15 protein-coding genes are annotated in these 16,702 nt (G+C 71.2%); 6 read left to right on the top strand and 9 right to left on the bottom strand.

Going from position 1 to position 16,702, the window contains the following annotated elements; translation table 11 throughout:
- Positions 1–204 precede the first annotated feature (204 nt).
- The gene (locus tag BMX65_RS10950; protein WP_075000014.1) at positions 205–900 is read left to right on the top strand and encodes a helix-turn-helix domain-containing protein; all 696 of its coding nucleotides are present in this window, start codon (positions 205–207) and stop codon (positions 898–900) included.
- Positions 901–1,012: 112 nt separating this feature from the next.
- Here the strand turns inward: BMX65_RS10950 and BMX65_RS10945 are convergent, their stop codons facing one another.
- The 8 genes from BMX65_RS10945 to BMX65_RS10910 all read right to left on the bottom strand — a co-directional run bounded on the left by BMX65_RS10945 (position 1,013) and on the right by BMX65_RS10910 (position 7,892).
- The gene (locus BMX65_RS10945; protein ID WP_075000013.1) at positions 1,013–2,500 is read right to left on the bottom strand and encodes a nucleobase:cation symporter-2 family protein; all 1,488 of its coding nucleotides are present in this window, start codon (positions 2,498–2,500) and stop codon (positions 1,013–1,015) included.
- Between the two features lie 220 nt (positions 2,501–2,720).
- A complete protein-coding gene (locus tag BMX65_RS10940; RefSeq protein WP_075000012.1) occupies positions 2,721–4,127 on the bottom strand; it encodes an 8-oxoguanine deaminase in 1,407 nt (468 codons plus the stop codon).
- A 75-nt stretch (positions 4,128–4,202) separates the two neighbouring features.
- A complete protein-coding gene (gene pucL / locus BMX65_RS10935; protein ID WP_075000011.1) occupies positions 4,203–5,138 on the bottom strand; it encodes a factor-independent urate hydroxylase in 936 nt (311 codons plus the stop codon).
- A 4-nt stretch (positions 5,139–5,142) separates the two neighbouring features.
- Positions 5,143–5,598, bottom strand: a complete 456-nt coding sequence (locus BMX65_RS10930; RefSeq protein ID WP_075000010.1) for a hydroxyisourate hydrolase — start codon at positions 5,596–5,598, stop codon at positions 5,143–5,145.
- Positions 5,595–6,113, bottom strand: a complete 519-nt coding sequence (gene uraD, locus BMX65_RS10925) for a 2-oxo-4-hydroxy-4-carboxy-5-ureidoimidazoline decarboxylase (protein WP_075000009.1) — start codon at positions 6,111–6,113, stop codon at positions 5,595–5,597. Before uraD ends, BMX65_RS10930 begins: the two co-directional genes overlap by 4 nt.
- A gap of 194 nt (positions 6,114–6,307) precedes the next feature.
- Complete coding sequence (locus tag BMX65_RS10920) at positions 6,308–6,694, bottom strand: helix-turn-helix domain-containing protein (protein WP_075000008.1); 387 nt, start codon at positions 6,692–6,694, stop codon at positions 6,308–6,310.
- Positions 6,694–6,948, bottom strand: a complete 255-nt coding sequence (locus BMX65_RS10915) for a YkoF family thiamine-binding protein (RefSeq protein WP_075000007.1) — start codon at positions 6,946–6,948, stop codon at positions 6,694–6,696. Before BMX65_RS10915 ends, BMX65_RS10920 begins: the two co-directional genes overlap by 1 nt.
- A 38-nt stretch (positions 6,949–6,986) precedes the next feature.
- Positions 6,987–7,892 carry a helix-turn-helix domain-containing protein gene (locus tag BMX65_RS10910; protein WP_075000006.1) on the bottom strand — a complete coding sequence of 302 codons (906 nt, stop codon included), beginning with the start codon at positions 7,890–7,892 and terminating at the stop codon, positions 6,987–6,989.
- A gap of 528 nt (positions 7,893–8,420) precedes the next feature.
- Here BMX65_RS10910 and BMX65_RS10905 point away from each other — a divergent pair.
- The 5 genes from BMX65_RS10905 (at position 8,421) to BMX65_RS10885 (ending at position 14,886) form a co-directional block, all read left to right on the top strand.
- Positions 8,421–9,245 (top strand): TIM barrel protein, encoded by an 825-nt coding sequence (locus BMX65_RS10905; RefSeq protein WP_075000005.1) that lies wholly within the window; start codon positions 8,421–8,423, stop codon positions 9,243–9,245.
- 74 nt (positions 9,246–9,319) lie between these two features.
- Positions 9,320–10,249, top strand: a complete 930-nt coding sequence (locus BMX65_RS10900; protein WP_275435126.1) for a 2-hydroxy-3-oxopropionate reductase — start codon at positions 9,320–9,322, stop codon at positions 10,247–10,249.
- 112 nt (positions 10,250–10,361) lie between these two features.
- Positions 10,362–12,131 (top strand): glyoxylate carboligase, encoded by a 1,770-nt coding sequence (gene gcl, locus BMX65_RS10895; RefSeq protein ID WP_075000003.1) that lies wholly within the window; start codon positions 10,362–10,364, stop codon positions 12,129–12,131.
- A gap of 167 nt (positions 12,132–12,298) precedes the next feature.
- Positions 12,299–13,765, top strand: a complete 1,467-nt coding sequence (locus BMX65_RS10890; protein WP_075000002.1) for a catalase — start codon at positions 12,299–12,301, stop codon at positions 13,763–13,765.
- 353 nt (positions 13,766–14,118) lie between these two features.
- The gene (locus BMX65_RS10885; RefSeq protein WP_075000001.1) at positions 14,119–14,886 is read left to right on the top strand and encodes a hypothetical protein; all 768 of its coding nucleotides are present in this window, start codon (positions 14,119–14,121) and stop codon (positions 14,884–14,886) included.
- Between the two features lie 63 nt (positions 14,887–14,949).
- Here the strand turns inward: BMX65_RS10885 and BMX65_RS10880 are convergent, their stop codons facing one another.
- On the bottom strand, positions 14,950–16,638 hold the full coding sequence (locus BMX65_RS10880; RefSeq protein WP_075000000.1) for an AMP-binding protein: 1,689 nt from the start codon (positions 16,636–16,638) through the stop codon (positions 14,950–14,952).
- Between the last annotated feature and the right edge of the window lie 64 nt (positions 16,639–16,702).

Below are 16,702 nucleotides of genomic sequence, written 5' to 3'. Positions count from 1 at the left end.
GAACAGGGGCAGCACGGGCAGGACATCGCCACCGGTGTCCCCGGAAGCCGGCAGGGCGGCGCGCTCCTGGGAACGGGACCGCCACGCGGGCTCCGATGCCTTCCGCTCGGCGTATACGCCCACATCGGTGGAGGTTTCTACGAGTCCGGGCTTCGGGTGAACGCACTGTAGGCAGCCGCGGATCCGGCTCCGTACGGTGAGCGGATGCACTACGGCACGTCACGGGGGCAGGCAGGAAGTTCGTTCGACGGCGCGGCCGCACGGCGGCTGCGCGAGGGGTTGGGGCTCTCCGCGGAGGATGTCGCGTACGGGATGCGTGCCGCCTACGGCACCGGGGCCGACGCCCGAACGGTCGCGGCGTGGGAGACGGGAGCGGCGGCGCCCGACGAGCGGCATCTGGCCGCACTCGCGGGCGCGCTGTGGTGCTCGGCAGCCGATCTGATGGGCAGCCCCGGCACACTGCGCGAGTACCGGCTGGCGCGGGGCGTCTCGCTGACCGACGTCGCGCGGGAGATCGGCATGTCCCCCGAGAACTACGCCGCCGTCGAGGAATCCGGCCGCTGGCCGGGGAACGCCCGGCAGGCCGAGGCGCTGGGCGCGGTGCTGCGGCTGCCGGTGCCCGCGCTGATCGAGTTCACCGGGCGCGACGAGGAACTGGCGCGCCTGCTGCGGAAGGCCGCGGCGACCCGGTGGCAGGCGTACACGGATCCGGTCTGTGCGCTGGTGCCGCTGCCGCGCGAGTACGTCGCGGACGGGCTGCGGGCGCTGCACGCGGCGTACCACTCCACGACCGCCGCCTCCCTCGGCTGGGGACAGCCCGCCTCGGCGTCGTCCCGGGACGCGGGCCGGGCCTTCATGGACGAGATCCTCGCCCGCTTCTGGCAGGCCATGGAGGGCTGACCCCAGCGGTGGGGGCGGCCCGTCACGGCAGTGCGGCGGCGCACCACCGGCCGGTGGTGCGCCGCCGCACTGCCTGTGTCTCCGCGTTCCTGCGCCTCTGCGCGCGAGGGGGTTATGCGGGGGCGCCCTCCCGCGGGTGCGGGATGCCCTCGCCGGGTTCCATGGGGTGGGCCACCACTTCGTCGTCGCGGCGGGAGCGACCGAGGTGGTTGAAGACCAGGTTGAGGACGACGGCGGTGACGCAGCCGGTCGAGATGCCGGAGTCGAGGATGATCTTCGCGCCCTCGGGGAACGCGTGGTAGAAGTCCGGCGCCGCGATCGGGATGATGCCGACGGCCAGCGCCGTACCCACGATCAGCACGTTGTTGTCCTTGCCGAGATCCGCCTTGAGCAGGGTCTGGATGCCGCTGGCGGCCACGGAGCCGAACAGCACGACACCCGCGCCGCCCAGCACCGGCTGCGGCACGGCCGCGATCAGCCCCGCGGCGAGCGGGCAGAGACCCATGACGATGAGGATGCCGCCCCCGGTGGCGACCACGAAGCGGCTGCGGATGCGGGTCATCGCCACGAGGCCGATGTTCTGTGCGAAAGCGCTGCACAGGAAGCCGTTGAAGAAGGGGCTGACGAAGGAGCCGAGCGTGTCGGCGCGGAGTCCGGCCGCGATGGTCTTCTCCCCGGAGGGGCGGTCCACGACCTCGCCCAGGGCCAGCATGTCAGCGGTGGACTCGGTCATCGAGACCAGCATGACCACGCACATGGAGATGATCGCGGCGAGTGCGAACTGCGGGGCGCCGAAGTGGAAGGGGGTGGGGAAGCCGACCAGATCGGCCTGCTCGACCGCGGTGAAGTCCGTGATGCCGACCGGTATCGCGGCCAGGGTGCCGACGACGAGACCGATCAGCACGGCTATCTGCTTGAGGAAGCCGGAGGTGAACCGGCGCAGCAGCAGCACGATCAGCAGGGTGGCGCCCGCCATGCCGATGTTGTCGAAGCCGCCGTAGTCGGGATCCTTCGCGTTGCCGCCCTGGGCCCAGTTGAAGGCGACGGGCATCAGCGAGACGCCGATGAGGGTGATGACGCTGCCGGTGACCACCGGCGGGAAGAAGCGGACGAGCTTGCTGAAGAACGGGGCGATGACGAAGCCGAGCGCGGCGGCGACCATCGTCGCGCCGAAGATGACCGGCAGCGCGTCGGCAGGGCCTTCGGACTTGTTGATGGCCAGCATGGGCGCCACGGTGGCGAAGGTGACGCCGTTGACGAACGGCAGCCGCGCGCCGACCTTCCAGAAGCCGAGCGTCTGCAGCAGGGTGGCGATGCCGGCCATGAAGAGGCTGGCACCGGTGAGGAACGTCAGTTCGGACGGCGAGAGGCCCACTGCCGCGCCGATGACGAGCGGCGGCGCCACCACTCCCGCGTACATGGCGGCCACATGCTGCAGGCCGGTGGTGAACAGCTTCACCGGCGGCATGCCCTGGTCGACCGGGTGCTTCTCCTGCGCCGCAAGCCGCTGCTGATCGGGGTCGCGCGAGCCGCGGCCCGGTTCGTCCCCACTGCCGTCCGCCGTCTTTCCTTGCCTGGTGAACCTGGGCGTCTTGGCCACGGGGTCCTCCTGTCGCTGTCTGCGCCGTGTGGCACTCGTTTTCCGGAGGTGTTGCGCTGTGCAAGGTGGTGCTGTCGGTGCGATGTCCTACTGGTGCGCCCGTTGGTGTCCGGAACATGACAGGAGTCCGGATGGGGGTCGAACCGGCCGGGAGCCGTCCCTCCCGGCCGGTGTCTGTGGGGTGGTACCGGAGCGGCGCTCCGGCCTCGTGGCGGGAGCGTCAGCCCGCGTCGGCCGCGATCCGGGCGAGGCGCCGTGCCTCGTCCCGAGCGGTGCCGGCGATCTCCTCCTCGTCGGCCCGGACGAGGTGCCCGTCCTCGACCACCGGCCGGCCGTTGACGAGGGAGAGGGTGACCGGGGCCGCCGCGCCCAGGACGAGGGCGGCGACCGGGTCGGCGATGGAGGAGTGCCCGATGCCGTCGAGCTTCCACAGCACCAGGTCGGCCAGCTTCCCGGCCTCCAGCGAGCCGGTCTCCTGGGCGCGGCCGAGCACTCGGGCGCCGCCGTGGGTGCCCAGCCGCAGGGCCGCGCGCACGGTCAGCGCGTCCTGCCTGCGCGGACCGAGCCGGTTGATCAGCAGCGCGTTGCGCAGTTCGGTGTGCAGCTCACCCGACTCGTTGGAGGCCGTACCGTCCACGCCGAGTCCGACCGGGACGCCCGCGTCCAGCATGTCCGGGACCCGGGCGATCCCCGCGCCGAGCCGCGCGTTGGACGAGGGGCAGTGCGCCGCGCCCGTCCCGGTGCGGGCGAAGGCGGCGATGTCCGCGTCGGTCATATGGACGCAGTGGGCCATCCACACGTCCTCGCCCAGCCAGCCGACCGACTCGAAGTAGTCGGTCGGGCCCATGCCGAAGAGTTCGTGGCAGAACGTCTCCTCCTCCGCCGTCTCCGAGCCGTGGGTGTGCAGCCGCACGCCCTTGCGGCGGGCCAGCTCCGCGCCCTGCCGCATCAGTTCGGTGGAGACGGAGAAGGGAGAGCAGGGCGCGACGGCGACGTGCCGCATCGAGCCGAAGGAGGCGTCGTGGTGTGCGTCGACGGCCTTCTCGGTCTCCGCGAGCGCACCCTCCAGGGTCTCCACGGCGAAGTCCGGGGGCAGGCCGCCGTCCGACTCGCCGCGGTCCATCGAGCCCCGTGCCGCGGTGAAGCGGACGCCGAGCTCGCCGGCGGCGCGGATCTCGGCGCCCAGCAGGTCGCCGGCGCCGCGCGGGAAGACGTAGTGGTGGTCCATCGCGGTGGTGACACCGCCGCGGGCCATCATGCCGAGGGAGCCGCGGGCCGCGGCGTGCACCATCTCCTCGTCGATGCGCGCCCAGACCGGATAGAGCGTGACGAGCCAGTCGAAGAGGTTGCAGTCCTGGGCCAGACCGCGGGTGAGCCACTGGTAGAAGTGATGGTGGGTGTTGATCAGACCCGGGGTGAGGAGGTGGCCCGTGCCGTCGATGCGGCGGGTGACGTCCGTCAGGCCCTCGGGCGCCTCTCCCGGGCCGAGGGACTCGATCCGGTTGCCGTTGACGACGAGATGGCCGCTCGCGTATTCGGTGTCCTCGGCGTCGACGGTCGCGATCGCGCACTTCTCGATGACGACGCGCCCGCTGGGTGGTGGCTGTTGTGGTCCGGTGTCGGCCATGGGGGGTCCTCGCTTGGGATCGGTCCCTGCCCCGCCCCGCCCGGTTCCAGGAAGGGCGGGGCAGGGTGAGGAAGATCAGAGGTTGGTCATGTCCACCGGGATGCGGGGAGTGACCCCGTCCCGCAGGACCGTGGCCTCGATCAGGCCGTACGGCCGGTCCGCCGCGTAGTAGACGGCCCCGTCGGCCGCCTCGTTCTTGATGTCGAACGGCGACAGGTCCACCTTGAAGTGGTGCTTGTTCGGCATCGAGAAGCGGATCTCGTCGACCTCGGGCCGGCTGTTGATGACGCGCGAACCCATCTGGTAGAGGGTCTGCTGGAGCGAGAGCGAGTAGGTCTCGGCGAACGCCTGCAGCATGTGCCGCTTGGTCTGCGCGTAGGACTTGTCCCAGTTGGGCGTCCGCTCCCCCGCCGCGCCGGTCCAGTTGTGCCGCCACACGGCGGCCACCTCGGTGGCGAGGATGCGGTCGTAGTCCTCCTTGAGCGTGGTGTACCGGTCCTTGATGTAGCCCCAGAACTCCGAGTTGGTGGAGTTGAGGACGGTCAGCTCCTTCAGGCCCGACAGCACCTCGACGCGCTCGCCGTCGAAGGTGATCTGGGCCGTGCGTATCTCCTGGCCCTTGCGTACGAAGGAGTGCTTGACCTCGTCGGCGCCGATGAACTTCGAGTTGGCGTCGGAGGTCTCGATGCGCTCCCAGTCGTACTGCTCGATGCGGATGCGTGCCCTGCTGATCGGCTCGCAGCTCTCCACGAAGTGCCGGGCCAGCAGGACGCCGTACGCCTCGGCCGACTCGATCCCGTGCTCCTTCGCCTTGGCGAACACGGTGTTCTTGGTGGTGTCGGTCGGCAGCACATGGGCGTTGGAGCCGGAGTAGTGGACGTCGTCCAGATCGCCGCTCAGGGCGACCGAGACGTTGAGGTCCTTGATGTGGTGGGTGTCGCCGTCCCGCGTGATCTTGACGACGCGGTTCTCTGCCTTGCCGTACTGGTTCTGGCCGAGAATCGTGGGCATGGTGTCAGCTCCCTCGGTACACGGAGTAGCCGAACGGGTTGAGCAGCAGCGGCACGTGGTAGTGCTCCCCCGGGTGCACCGCGAAGACGATGGTCACCTCGGGGAAGAAGCTGCCTGGCGCGCTGTCCCTTACGCGGGGGGCGTCCTGCTGTTCCGCGGCTTCGCGCTGGCTGCGCGGATTCGAACTGTGCTCTGCCACCTCCAGTCGGTCCGAGTCGGACCCGCCGCAGAAGTACGGCTCCGTCTCGAACCACAACCGGACGTGGGTGGTGCCTTCCGGCAGCGCCGGAAAGTCCTTGCAGCGCCCGTCGGCGTCGGTCCTCGACGCCCCGTGCGCGACCCATCCGGCCTGCTCGTCGCCCTGGCGTACGGACAGCCGTACCCCGACCCCGGCGGCCGGGCGGCCGCGGCTGGTGTCCAGGATGTGGGTGGACACCGACGTGCTCGTCGCGTCGCTCATGCCGTGGGGGCTCCTTCCTCCGCGAGACGGGTGAGCCGGAGGCGGTTGATCTTCGCCAGCTCCCGCCGCACGATCTCCCGCTCCTGTTGCGGAGTGTTGTCGATCCGGTGACGAACGGCGTCCCTCATCTCCTCGGCACTCCTGCCGGTGGCGCAGATGAGAAACACGTGCCCGAATTTGTCCTGGTATGCCAGGTTCAGTTCGAGCATCTCGGCCTTCAGCTCCTCGGAGGCGCCCGCCATCCCCCGCTGCTCGCGGGAGGAGGTGGGGTCGCCGGGCTTCGGGCGGCCGATGGGCGGGTGCCCGGCCATGGCCTCGGCCAGCCCGCCGTCCGTGAGGGCCTCGGTGGCCTCGTCACTCGCGGCGAAGAGGGCTTCGACGGTGTCGTACGGACGTCGGGCGAGCAGCGCGCTCCCCCAGCTCCAGGCAGCGCACATCTCGTGGAGCGCGGCGCGCGCCTCGGCGTCCGCTGCGGAGTTGAACCAGGTGAGACCTGGCGTCGAGCGCGAAGTCACGGGACCTCCGTGGCCGTGGTGCTGTTCGGGCTGGGAATAGCTAAGTCCTCAGGCCACACCACGTCAACACTTTGTTGAATGCTTTTCGGCATCCCGGAAAACAGCACCCGCCATACGGAAGCTCCACAGGCGGCCCGGCGGAGGCCCCGCATCCCCGTCAGGCAGCCCCCACCCCGCCCCGGAGGGCGCAGACCTCAACTCGTGGAGCGCCCGTTCTCCCGGTTGAGGTAGTTGTAGACGGTGAAGCGCGAGACGCCCAGCGCACCGGCGACGGTCTCGACGCCGTGCCGGACCGAGAAGGCCCCCCGGGTCTCCAGGATCCGCACCACCGACTGCTTGGTCTTGCGGTCCAGCTCCGCGAGCGGCACCCCGTGCCGCCTCTCCAGCTCCGCCAGGATGTGGTCGAGGGAGTCCGACAGATGCGGCAGCCGCACGGCCACCACGTCCTCGCCCTCCCAGGCGAGCACCACATCGTCACCCTGGGCCTCCTGCGGGGCGACCATGTCCCCGCCCATGGCGTCCACCAGCGGCTTGATCGCGACGACGAACGGATGCCCCGAGGCGCGCGCGTCCTCCCCCATCAGTCCTCGCCCTCCCCGATCACGTTCACCTGCAGGGAGACCCGGGTCGCACCGGCCTCCAGCGAGCGGCGCAGCAGTGCGGCGACCGCGCCCAGCACCGCATCGGCCGAGCCCTCGGCGGTGTTGCCGAACGGACCGACGTCCACGGCATCCAGTGCCGCCGACTGGACGACCTCCCGCGCCACGACCGCGTGCTCCGGCGCCTCGTCGAGGTCGAAGGGTTCGGTCGTGAACTCCACTCGCAATCGCTCCATGGCCCCACAGTACCGAGAACGCCTTGGTCCGCCGCAGGTCAGCGCAGCTCGGCGAGCATGTCCTCGATGAAGGCGGCCGTCTCCGCCGGCTGCCGGGCCTCGGCACACAGCCGGTCCATGATCAGCGTGTACTGGTCGATCTCCGAGGGCTTGTCCAGATAGACGGCGTTGGTCAGGTGCTCCAGATAGACCTTGTCCGGCAGATCGTGGTCGAGGAAGCGCAGCAGGGTCACCGGAGTCCCCGCCGCGGCGGCCGTCACCTCGAACGGTGCGACCTGCAGCGTGATGTGCGGCAGCTCGATCATCTTCAGCAGATGCTCCAGTTGCTCGCGCATCACCTCGGTGCCGCCGAAGGGACGGCGCAGCACCGCCTCGTCCACGACGGCCCACAGCCGCGGCGGCTCGGGCCGGCGCAGCAGCTTCTGCCGGGCCATGCGCAGCGCGACGATCCGGGCCACCTTGCGCGGGTCGGTGTTCGGATAGCCGAGCTTGCTGACGGCGTGCGCGTAGTCCTCGGTCTGCAGCAGTCCGGGCAGGAACTGGACCTCGTAGGTGCGGATCACCGACGCCGCGTCCTCCAGCCCGAGGTGCAGCTCGAACCAGTCCTCCAGCACGTCCGAGTACTGGCACCACCAGCCGGGCGAGTTGGCCTGCTGGGCGAGGCCGAAGAACTCCTCGCGCTCGTCCGGGTCATGGATGCCGTAGAGCGTCAGCAGGTCGCGCAGATCGCGTTCCTTGGCCCGGACCTGGCCGCGCTCCAGCCTGGTGATCTTGGCGTGCGAGCCGCGGATGGCCCGTCCGGCGGCCTCCCGGCTGATCCCCCGGCGCTGCCGGAGCCTGCGCAGCTTGACACCCAGGATGATCCGCAGCGCGGTGGGACCGTTCGACTGCTCCTGCGCAGCCCCTCGCGCCGCGTCACCGGACGGCTGCATCATGGCGGTCATTCCGACTCCCAAGGGTGTTTGGGCGGTCACATCAGTGTGGCACCGGTGTACCGGTCAGGTACAGGTACCTGGAGAATACGCCGCCGGCGCACGGAGGTTGCGCTCGGAACCCTCCTTCTTGCGCCGTCGCCGCCCCGGCAACAGCTCACCCCGGCACGGCAGTTGAAGAACCCGGAGGCCAGGCGCCCGACCGCCGGCTCCGGCCCGGCACCGGAAGCCGGGGTGCAGCGGGCCCCGGCGCGCGAGCGGCAGCCACGTACAGCCAGTCGCCGGGACGGTCGGTGAGAGAAGCGGGCCCACGCGCGAGCGGCAGCCACTCCGGTCACCCCTTCCCCGCCCGGTTCCCCGCCCGGGTTCACCGGCCCGACCGCCGGATCCGCCCCCGACCGCCGGGCCGCCCGACGGGGTGGCGGCAGGTCCGCTCTTGACAGGACCGGCACCGGCATCGCAATCTTCCAGTGAGCAGAAAACAAGTTTCACAATACGAAATCTTCTCTACGGTCCCCGACGGAAGGGAGGGCGGTCGCAGTGGTCTCCTCGGACCGGTTCACCGTCAACGCCTCGATCCTCTTCACCGAGCTGCCCCTGCTGGAGCGCCCGGCGGCCGCCGCCGCTGCGGGCTTCGACAAGATCGAACTGTGGTGGCCCTGGGTCGACGCGCCCGTGCCCGAGCCCTCCGAGCTCGACGCGCTGCGCGGCGCGCTGGAGGACGCCCAGGTGCAGCTCACCGGGCTGAACTTCTACGCGGGGCAGCTCCCCGGACCCGACCGCGGCGCCCTGTCCGTGCCCGGCGAGGAGTCGGAGAAGTTCCGCGCCAACATCGACGTGACCGCCGACTTCGCCCGCTCCGTGGGGTGCAAGGCGCTCAACGCCCTCTACGGCAACCGCGTCGAGGGAGCCTCCGAGGCCGAGCAGGACGCGCTCGCGCTGGAGAACCTCGGGCTGGCCGCGCGGGCCGCGGACCGGGTGGGGGCGGTACTGCTCATCGAGGCGCTGAACGCCCCCGAGTCGCCCAAGTGCCCGCTGGTGAGCGCGCCCCGCGCGCTCGAGGTGGTCGACGCGGTCAACACGGCCACCGGCCTGGACAACGCGCGGTTCCTGATGGACCTCTACCACCTGTCCATGAACGGCGAGGACCTGCCGGCCGTCATCGAGAACTCCCTCGACCGGACCGCGCACGTCCAGATCGCCGACAACCCCGGGCGCGGGGCACCGGGGACCGGGTCCCTGGACTTCGGCGACCTCTTCGAGCGGCTGGACAAGGGCGGATACGACGGCCTGGTCGGGCTCGAGTACAAGCCCGGCGACAACGGCAGCGCCGCCTCCTTCGGCTGGCTGGAGCAGCGGAAGTAACTGAGCGCCCCCGTCCGCGCCGGGCGGGGCCCGTGCACCGCGCGGGGCCGGAGGGGCGGCCCCGGCATTCGGAACTGCGAAAGGCACAAGAGATGGCTTACACCGCCGGCAACACCAAGATCGCCTTCATCGGGCTCGGCATCATGGGCGCGCCCATGGCACGCAACCTCCTGAAGGCGGGGTACGACGTCACGGCGTACACGCTGGAGACGGAGAAGGTCGAGACCTTCGTCAAGGACGGCGGCACGGGCGCGGCGTCCATCGCGGAAGCGGTCGGCGGCGCCGATGTCGTCATCACGATGGTCCCCGCCTCCCCGCAGGTCGAGCAGGTCGTCCTGCACGAGGGCGGCGTGCTGGAGAACCTCCGCGAGGGCGGCACCCTCATCGACATGTCGTCGATCACCCCGCAGACCTCCGTCGAGGTCGCCGAGGCCGCGCGGGCCAAGGGCGTCAAGACGCTCGACGCCCCGGTGTCCGGCGGCGAGGCGGGCGCCATCGAGGGCGTGCTGTCCATCATGGTCGGCGGCGACCAGGAGACCTTCGACGCGGCCAAGCCGGTGCTGGAGGCGCTCGGCAGGACGATCGTGCTGTGCGGCCCGGCCGGGTCCGGCCAGACCGTGAAGGCGGCCAACCAGCTCATCGTGGCGGTCAACATCCAGGCCGTCGCCGAGGCGGTGGTCTTCCTGCGCAAGTCCGGCGTCGACCTGGAGGCCGGTCTCGAGGTGCTCAACGGCGGGCTGGCCGGCTCCACGGTGCTGACCCGCAAGAAGGACAGCATCCTGGCCGGCGACTACAAGCCCGGCTTCAAGATCGACCTGCACCACAAGGACATGGGCATCGTGACCGACGCGGCCCGCGCGGTCGGTGCGGCCGTGCCCGCCGGTGCACTGGTCGCCCAGCTCGTCGCGGCGCTGCGGGCGCAGGGCGACGGCGGGCTCGACCACTCGGCGCTGGTCCGCGGCGTCAAGCGGCTCTCGGGCGAGAACCCCGACGGCGCCAACTGAGGACCGCACTCCCCCAGAGACTCCGGGCGGCGGTGTCGACACTGTCCTGTCGCGCCCAGACGCCGCCGCCCGGATACCACCTGCACCGAACCAGGAGAGTCCGATGGCTCGTATGACCGCTGCCCGCGCGGCAGTTGAGATCCTCAAGCGCGAGGGTGTGGACACCGCTTTCGGGGTGCCGGGTGCGGCGATCAACCCCTTCTACGCGGCCCTGCGGGCCGCGGGCGGCGTCGAGCACACGCTCGCCCGGCACGTCGAGGGCGCCTCGCACATGGCCGAGGGCTACACCCGCACGGCGCCCGGCAACATCGGGGTGTGCATCGGCACGTCGGGCCCGGCCGGCACCGACATGATCACCGGCCTGTACTCGGCGATCGGCGACTCGATCCCGATTCTGTGCATCACCGGGCAGGCGCCGGTCGCGGTGATCGAGAAGGAGGACTTCCAGGCCGTCGACATCGCCTCCATCGCCAAGCCGGTCACCAAGAAGGCCACCACCGTCAAGGAGGCGGCACAGGTCCCCGGTGTCTTCCAGGAGGCGTTCCACCTGATGCGCTCGGGCCGCCCCGGCCCGGTGCTGATCGACCTGCCGATCGACGTCCAGCAGACGGAGATCGAGTTCGATCCGGACACCTACGAGCCGCTGGTCCCGCACAAGCCCGCCGCGACCCGCAGGCAGGTCGAGAAGGCGATGGACATGCTGGCCGCGGCCGAGCGGCCGCTGCTCGTGGCGGGCGGCGGCGTCATCAACGCGGACGCCTCCGAGCTGCTGGTCGAGTTCGCCGAGCTGACCGGCATCCCCGTCGTGCCCACGCTGATGGGCTGGGGCGTCATCGGCGACGACCACCCGCTGCACGCGGGCATGGTCGGGCTGCAGACCTCGCACCGCTACGGCAACGCCACGTTCCTGGAGTCGGACTTCGTCCTCGGCGTCGGCAACCGCTGGGCCAACCGGCACACCGGCGCGCTGTCGACGTACACCGAGGGCCGCACGTTCGTGCACGTGGACATCGAACCGACCCAGATCGGCAGGATCTTCGCACCGGACTACGGCATCGCCTCGGACGCACACGCGGCCCTGACCCTCTTCGTCGAGGTCGCCAGGGAGCGCGCCGCGGCCGGTGGCCTGCGCGACCTGTCGGAGTGGGCCGCCGGGGCGCGGGAGCGCAAGGGCACGCTGCAGCGCCGTACGCACTTCGACGACGTGCCGCTGAAGCCGCAGCGCGTGTACGAGGAGATGAACCGGGCCTTCGGGCCGGAGACCCGCTACGTGTCGACCATCGGGCTCTCGCAGATCGCCGGCGCGCAGTTCCTGCACGTCTACCGGCCCCGGCACTGGATCAACTGCGGCCAGGCGGGCCCGCTGGGCTGGACCGTGCCGGCCGCGCTGGGCGTGGCCAAGGCGGACCCGGAGGCGAGCGTCGTGGCGCTGTCGGGCGACTACGACTTCCAGTTCATGATCGAGGAGCTGGCCGTCGGCGCGCAGCACCGCATCCCCTATGTGCACGTGCTGGTCAACAACTCCTACCTCGGGCTGATCCGGCAGGCCCAGCGCAACTTCGACATGGACTTCCAGGTCAACCTGGAGTTCGAGAACCTGAACGCGCCCGAGCTGGGCGCCTACGGCGTGGACCACGTCAAGGTCGCCGAGGGCCTGGGCTGCAAGGCGCTGCGGGTGACCGAGCCGGACAAACTGCTGCCCGCCTTCGAGGAGGCGAAGAAGCTCGCCGCCGAGCACCGGGTGCCGGTCGTGGTGGAGGCGATCCTGGAGCGGGTCACCAACATCTCCATGAGCGGCAGCGACATCGCCTCGGTCAACGAGTTCGAGGAGCTGGCCACCGAGGCGGCGCACGCGCCGACGGCCACCGTTCCGCTGGGCTGAGGACGGCACCGCCCGCCCCCTCGGCCGCCCGCCCTCCGGCCCCCGGGAACGGTCTCCCGGGGGCCGGAGAACCGAGTTTCAACAAAGTGTTGACGCCCTGATAAGGCGTCCTTACGCTCCAACATGCGGAAACCGTTTTCCGTGAATCAGCCCCAGGAAGGTCGTCCATGTCGAAGTCGTCGAAGCCCACGCTGACCACCGAGGCGGGCGCGCCCGTCGCCGACAACCAGAACTCCACCTCCGCCGGCATCGGTGGGCCGCTCCTCCTCCAGGACCAGCACCTGCTGGAGAAGCTGGCGCGGTTCAACCGCGAGCGCATCCCGGAGCGCGTGGTGCACGCCCGCGGCTCCGGCGCCTACGGCTACTTCGAGGTGACCGACGACGTCACCGCGCACACCAGCGCCCACTTCCTCGGCGAGGTCGGCCGCCGCACGGAGACGTTCATCCGCTTCTCCACCGTCGCCGACAACCTCGGCGGCCCGGACGCGGCCCGCGACCCGCGCGGCTTCGCCCTCAAGTTCTACACCGAGGAGGGCAACTACGACCTCGTCGGCAACAACACCCCGGTCTTCTTCATCAAGGATCCGCTGAAGTTCCCCGACTTCATCCACTCGCAGAAGCGGGACCCCTTCACCGGCAAGCAGGAGCCGGACAACGTCTGGGACTTCTGGGCGCACGCGCCCGAGGCCACCCACCAGGTCACCTGGCTGATGGGGGACCGCGGCATCCCGGCCTCCTACCGGCACATGAACGGCTACGGCTCGCACACCTACCAGTGGACGAACGCCGAGGGCGAGGTCTTCTTCGTCAAGTACCACTTCAAGACCAACCAGGGCATCCGCTGCCTGTCCAGCGACCAGGGCGCCGAGCTGTCCGGCACCGACCCCAACAGCCACCAGACGGACCTGCTGCAGTCCATCGAGCGCGGCGTCTTCCCGTCCTGGACGCTGTACGTGCAGATCATGCCCGCCGACGAGGCCGCCGACTACCGGTTCAACCCCTTCGACCTCACCAAGGTGTGGCCGCACGGCGACTACCCGCTGCAGCGCGTGGGCCGGCTGGTGCTGGACCGCAACCCGGACAACGTCTTCGCCGAGGTCGAGCAGTCCGCCTTCTCGCCGAACAACTTCGTGCCCGGCATCGGCCCCTCGCCGGACAAGATGCTCCAGGGCCGGCTGTTCGCCTACGCCGACGCGCACCGCTACCGGCTCGGCGTCAACCACACCCAGCTGCCGGTCAACGCGCCCAAGGCCACCGAGGCGAACAACTACGGCAGGGACGGCCTGATGGCCGCCAACGCCTACGGACGGCACACCAAGAACTACGAGCCCAACTCCTACGGCGGCCCCGTCGAGAGCGGCGCGCCGCTGTCCGCACCGCGTCCGGTCACCGGGTACTGGGGCACGCACGAGGCGCCGCAGCACTCCAAGGACGACGACTTCTTCCAGGCCGGGGAGCTCTACCGGCTGATGTCGGAGGAGGAGAAGGGGCGGCTGGTCGCCAACATCGCCGGCGGCCTCGCGCAGGTCTCCCGCGAGGACGTCATCGAGAAGAACCTGGCCCACTTCAGCGCCGCGGACCCCGAGTACGGGCGCCGCGTGGAAGCCGCCGTGCGGGAGCTGCAGGAGGGCTGAGCACCGTCCGCCGCAGGGCGCGTCCCGACAGCGGGCGCGCCCGCGCGGGGCGCCCCGCGCGGGCGCGCCGCATCTCTCGCGCGGTGAACGGCGTACCGGGGTGATTGGGAGGTCGGCCCGGCACGCGCCCCCGTGCGGAACGGTCCTTGTGATGAGGGGTGGCCGTTCCGCGCGGGGGCATACCTTTGTCATCATCCACGCAGCCACCACCGCCCGCCCTCCCCGCCCCACCTCCCCCGGCCCGTCCGGCGCCCGCCCCTTCGGAAAACCCGCTCCATCGGCGACGATTGGAGAGCGGCCGGGCACAGCAGCCCCACCGTGCCCACCGGACCACCCGTGCCAGGAGCCGAACGATGGCTGAGAGAGTGCTTGTGCGCTGCCCCGTGTGCCGGCGTGAGCACAGCTACACCGCGCCCGTCTACCCCTGCGGCTGCGGTGCGCCGGTCGCCCTGCCGCTGCTGTCCTCCGCCGCCGCGGTCCAGGTCCGGCACCGCACCTGGGCGGGCTCCTGGATCTCGGTACGCTGCCCGGCCTGCGGGCGCGTCGACGAGTGGCCGCAGCCCGAGCTGGGCTGCGGCTGCGGCACCACCCTGCGGGTGCCGGTCGCCCGCGGCCGGACCGGGGTGGCGGCGCCGTCAGCCGAGCACCCTCCGCCGGTCGCCCGCACCGCGCCGGAGGCCGTGCCGGAGCCCGCGCCGAGCACCGCGGACCCCGCTCCCGCCGCGCGGGGGCCGGTCCCGCGGCCCGCCTTCCGGCCCGTCACCATCCGCACGGCGCAGGACGCGAAGCTGGCCGCGGCACAGTATCTGCGGTGGCTGGGATTCGAGGGGGTACGGGTCGCCGAGCGGACCCCCGCCTCGGGAGTGGACGTGCGCGGGCCCGCCGTGGTCGCACACGTCGACCCCTCCACCTCCCCGGCCGCGCTGCGCGACGTGGAGACCCTGTGGCTCAACGGGCTGAACGACTCGGTCGCCGCCGTCTGCTTCGCCCTGGCCGGATACGGCAAGGACGCGCGGGCCCGCGCCGACGAACTGCGGCTCCCGCTGTTCGTCCTGGACCTGACGGGCACACCGCGGGCGGTGAACGAGGCCGCCGAGCAGTTGATCCGCACCCCGCGATGACGCCGCCGCGGTGCCGGCACCGGCAGGTGCCGGCACCGGCAGCAGCGGCCTGTCCGCGCCGCGCTACCGGTCGCGGTGCTCGGTCCCCGGCGTACCCGCCTCACCCGCCGCATGGGCGCGCAGCTCGACGCGGCGGATCTTCCCGGAGATCGTCTTGGGCAGCTCGGCGAACTCGATCACCCGCACCCGCTTGTAGGGGGCGAGCCGCTCCCTGCAGTGCGCGAACAGCACGGCCGCGGTCTCCGCGTCCGCGGCGGCGCCGTCCGCGACCACCACGTACGCCTTGGGCACGGCGAGCCGCACCGGGTCCGGCGACGGCACGACGGCGGCCTCCGCCACGGCGGGATGCTCCAGCAGGACGCTCTCCACCTCGAACGGGGAGATCTTGTAGTCGCTGGCCTTGAAGACGTCGTCCGCGCGCCCCACGTAAGTGAGGTAGCCCTCCTCGTCCCGCGCCCCGATGTCGCCGGTCCGGTAGATGCCGTCGGCCATCACCTCCGCGGTGCGCTCCGCGTCGCCCCGGTAGCCGACCATCAGACCGACCGGCCGGGTGGACAGGTCGAGGCAGATCTCGCCCTCCTCGACACCGGTCTTGCCGGTGACCGGGTCGCGCAGGGTGACGTCGAAGCCGGGCGTGGGCCGGCCCATGGAGCCCGGCTTGAGGGGCTGGCCGGGGGTGTTGGCGACCTGGACGGCGGTCTCGGTCTGGCCGAAGCCGTCCCGGATGGTGACATCCCACACCCGGCGGACGTGCTCGATGACCTCGGGGTTGAGCGGCTCACCGGCGGCGACGACCTCCCGGGGGACGGTGGAGAGGCTGCTGAGGTCGGCCTGGATGAGCATGCGCCAGACGGTGGGCGGTGCGCAGAAGCTGGTGACGCCGCCACGCTCCATCTCGGTGAGCAGCCGCCCGGCGTCGAACCGGCTGTAGTTGTGGATGAAGATCGTCGCCTCGGCGTTCCAGGGCGCGAAGAAGTTGGACCAGGCGTGCTTGGCCCAGCCGGGCGAGGAGATGTTGAGGTGGACGTCGCCCGGCTGCAGGCCGATCCAGTACATCGTCGCCAGGTGCCCGACCGGGTAGGAGGCGTGGGTGTGCTCGACCAGCTTGGGCAGCGCGGTCGTCCCGGAGGTGAAGTACAGCAGCAGGGTGTCGTCGGCACGGGTGGCGCCTTGCGGGTCGAAGTCGGCCGCGGCCTCGTAGGCGTCCTCGTAGGCCAGCCAGCCGGCGGCCGGGGTGCCGCCGCTGCCGACGGCGATCCGCGTGTAGTCGCCCGGCACCTCGTCGGTGAACTTCTCGGTGTCCTCGGCGCGTACCACCACATGGCGCGCCGCGCCGCGGGTGATCCGGTCGGCCAGGTCGCGCGGGCCCAACTGGGGCGTCGCGGGGATGACGACGGCGCGCAGCTTCATCAGCGCGAGCAGCGTCTCCCACAGCTCGACCTGGTTGCCCAGCATCAGCACGACCCGGTCGCCGGGCGCCACGCCCCGGCCGCGCAGCCAGTTGGCGACCTGGTCGGAGCGGGTCCGCATCTGGTCGAAGGTGACGCGGCGCTCCAGCCCGTCCTCCTCTACGATGTGCAGCGCGAGCCGGTCGTTGCCCCGGGCGATGTGGTCGAACCAGTCCAGCGCCCAGTTGAAGTGCTCGGGCCGGGGCCAGTCGAAGGCGGCCCGCGCGGCCTCGTAGTCCGTCCGGTGCCGCAGCAGCGTGTCGCGGGCGGCGCGGAACTGATCGGTAGGCGTGGACGGGACCATGTTTCCTCCTGCTCAGGGGGTGCTGCGGGCGCTGGGAGCCATCGTGTACGCCCACCCGTGTGCC

Origin of the sequence: Streptomyces qinglanensis (assembly GCF_900111245.1) — a bacterium.
Lineage (GTDB): Bacteria > Actinomycetota > Actinomycetes > Streptomycetales > Streptomycetaceae > Streptomyces > Streptomyces qinglanensis.
The sequence above is the reverse complement of the archived record's forward strand: the minus strand, read 5'-3'. Positions and strand labels throughout refer to the sequence as shown.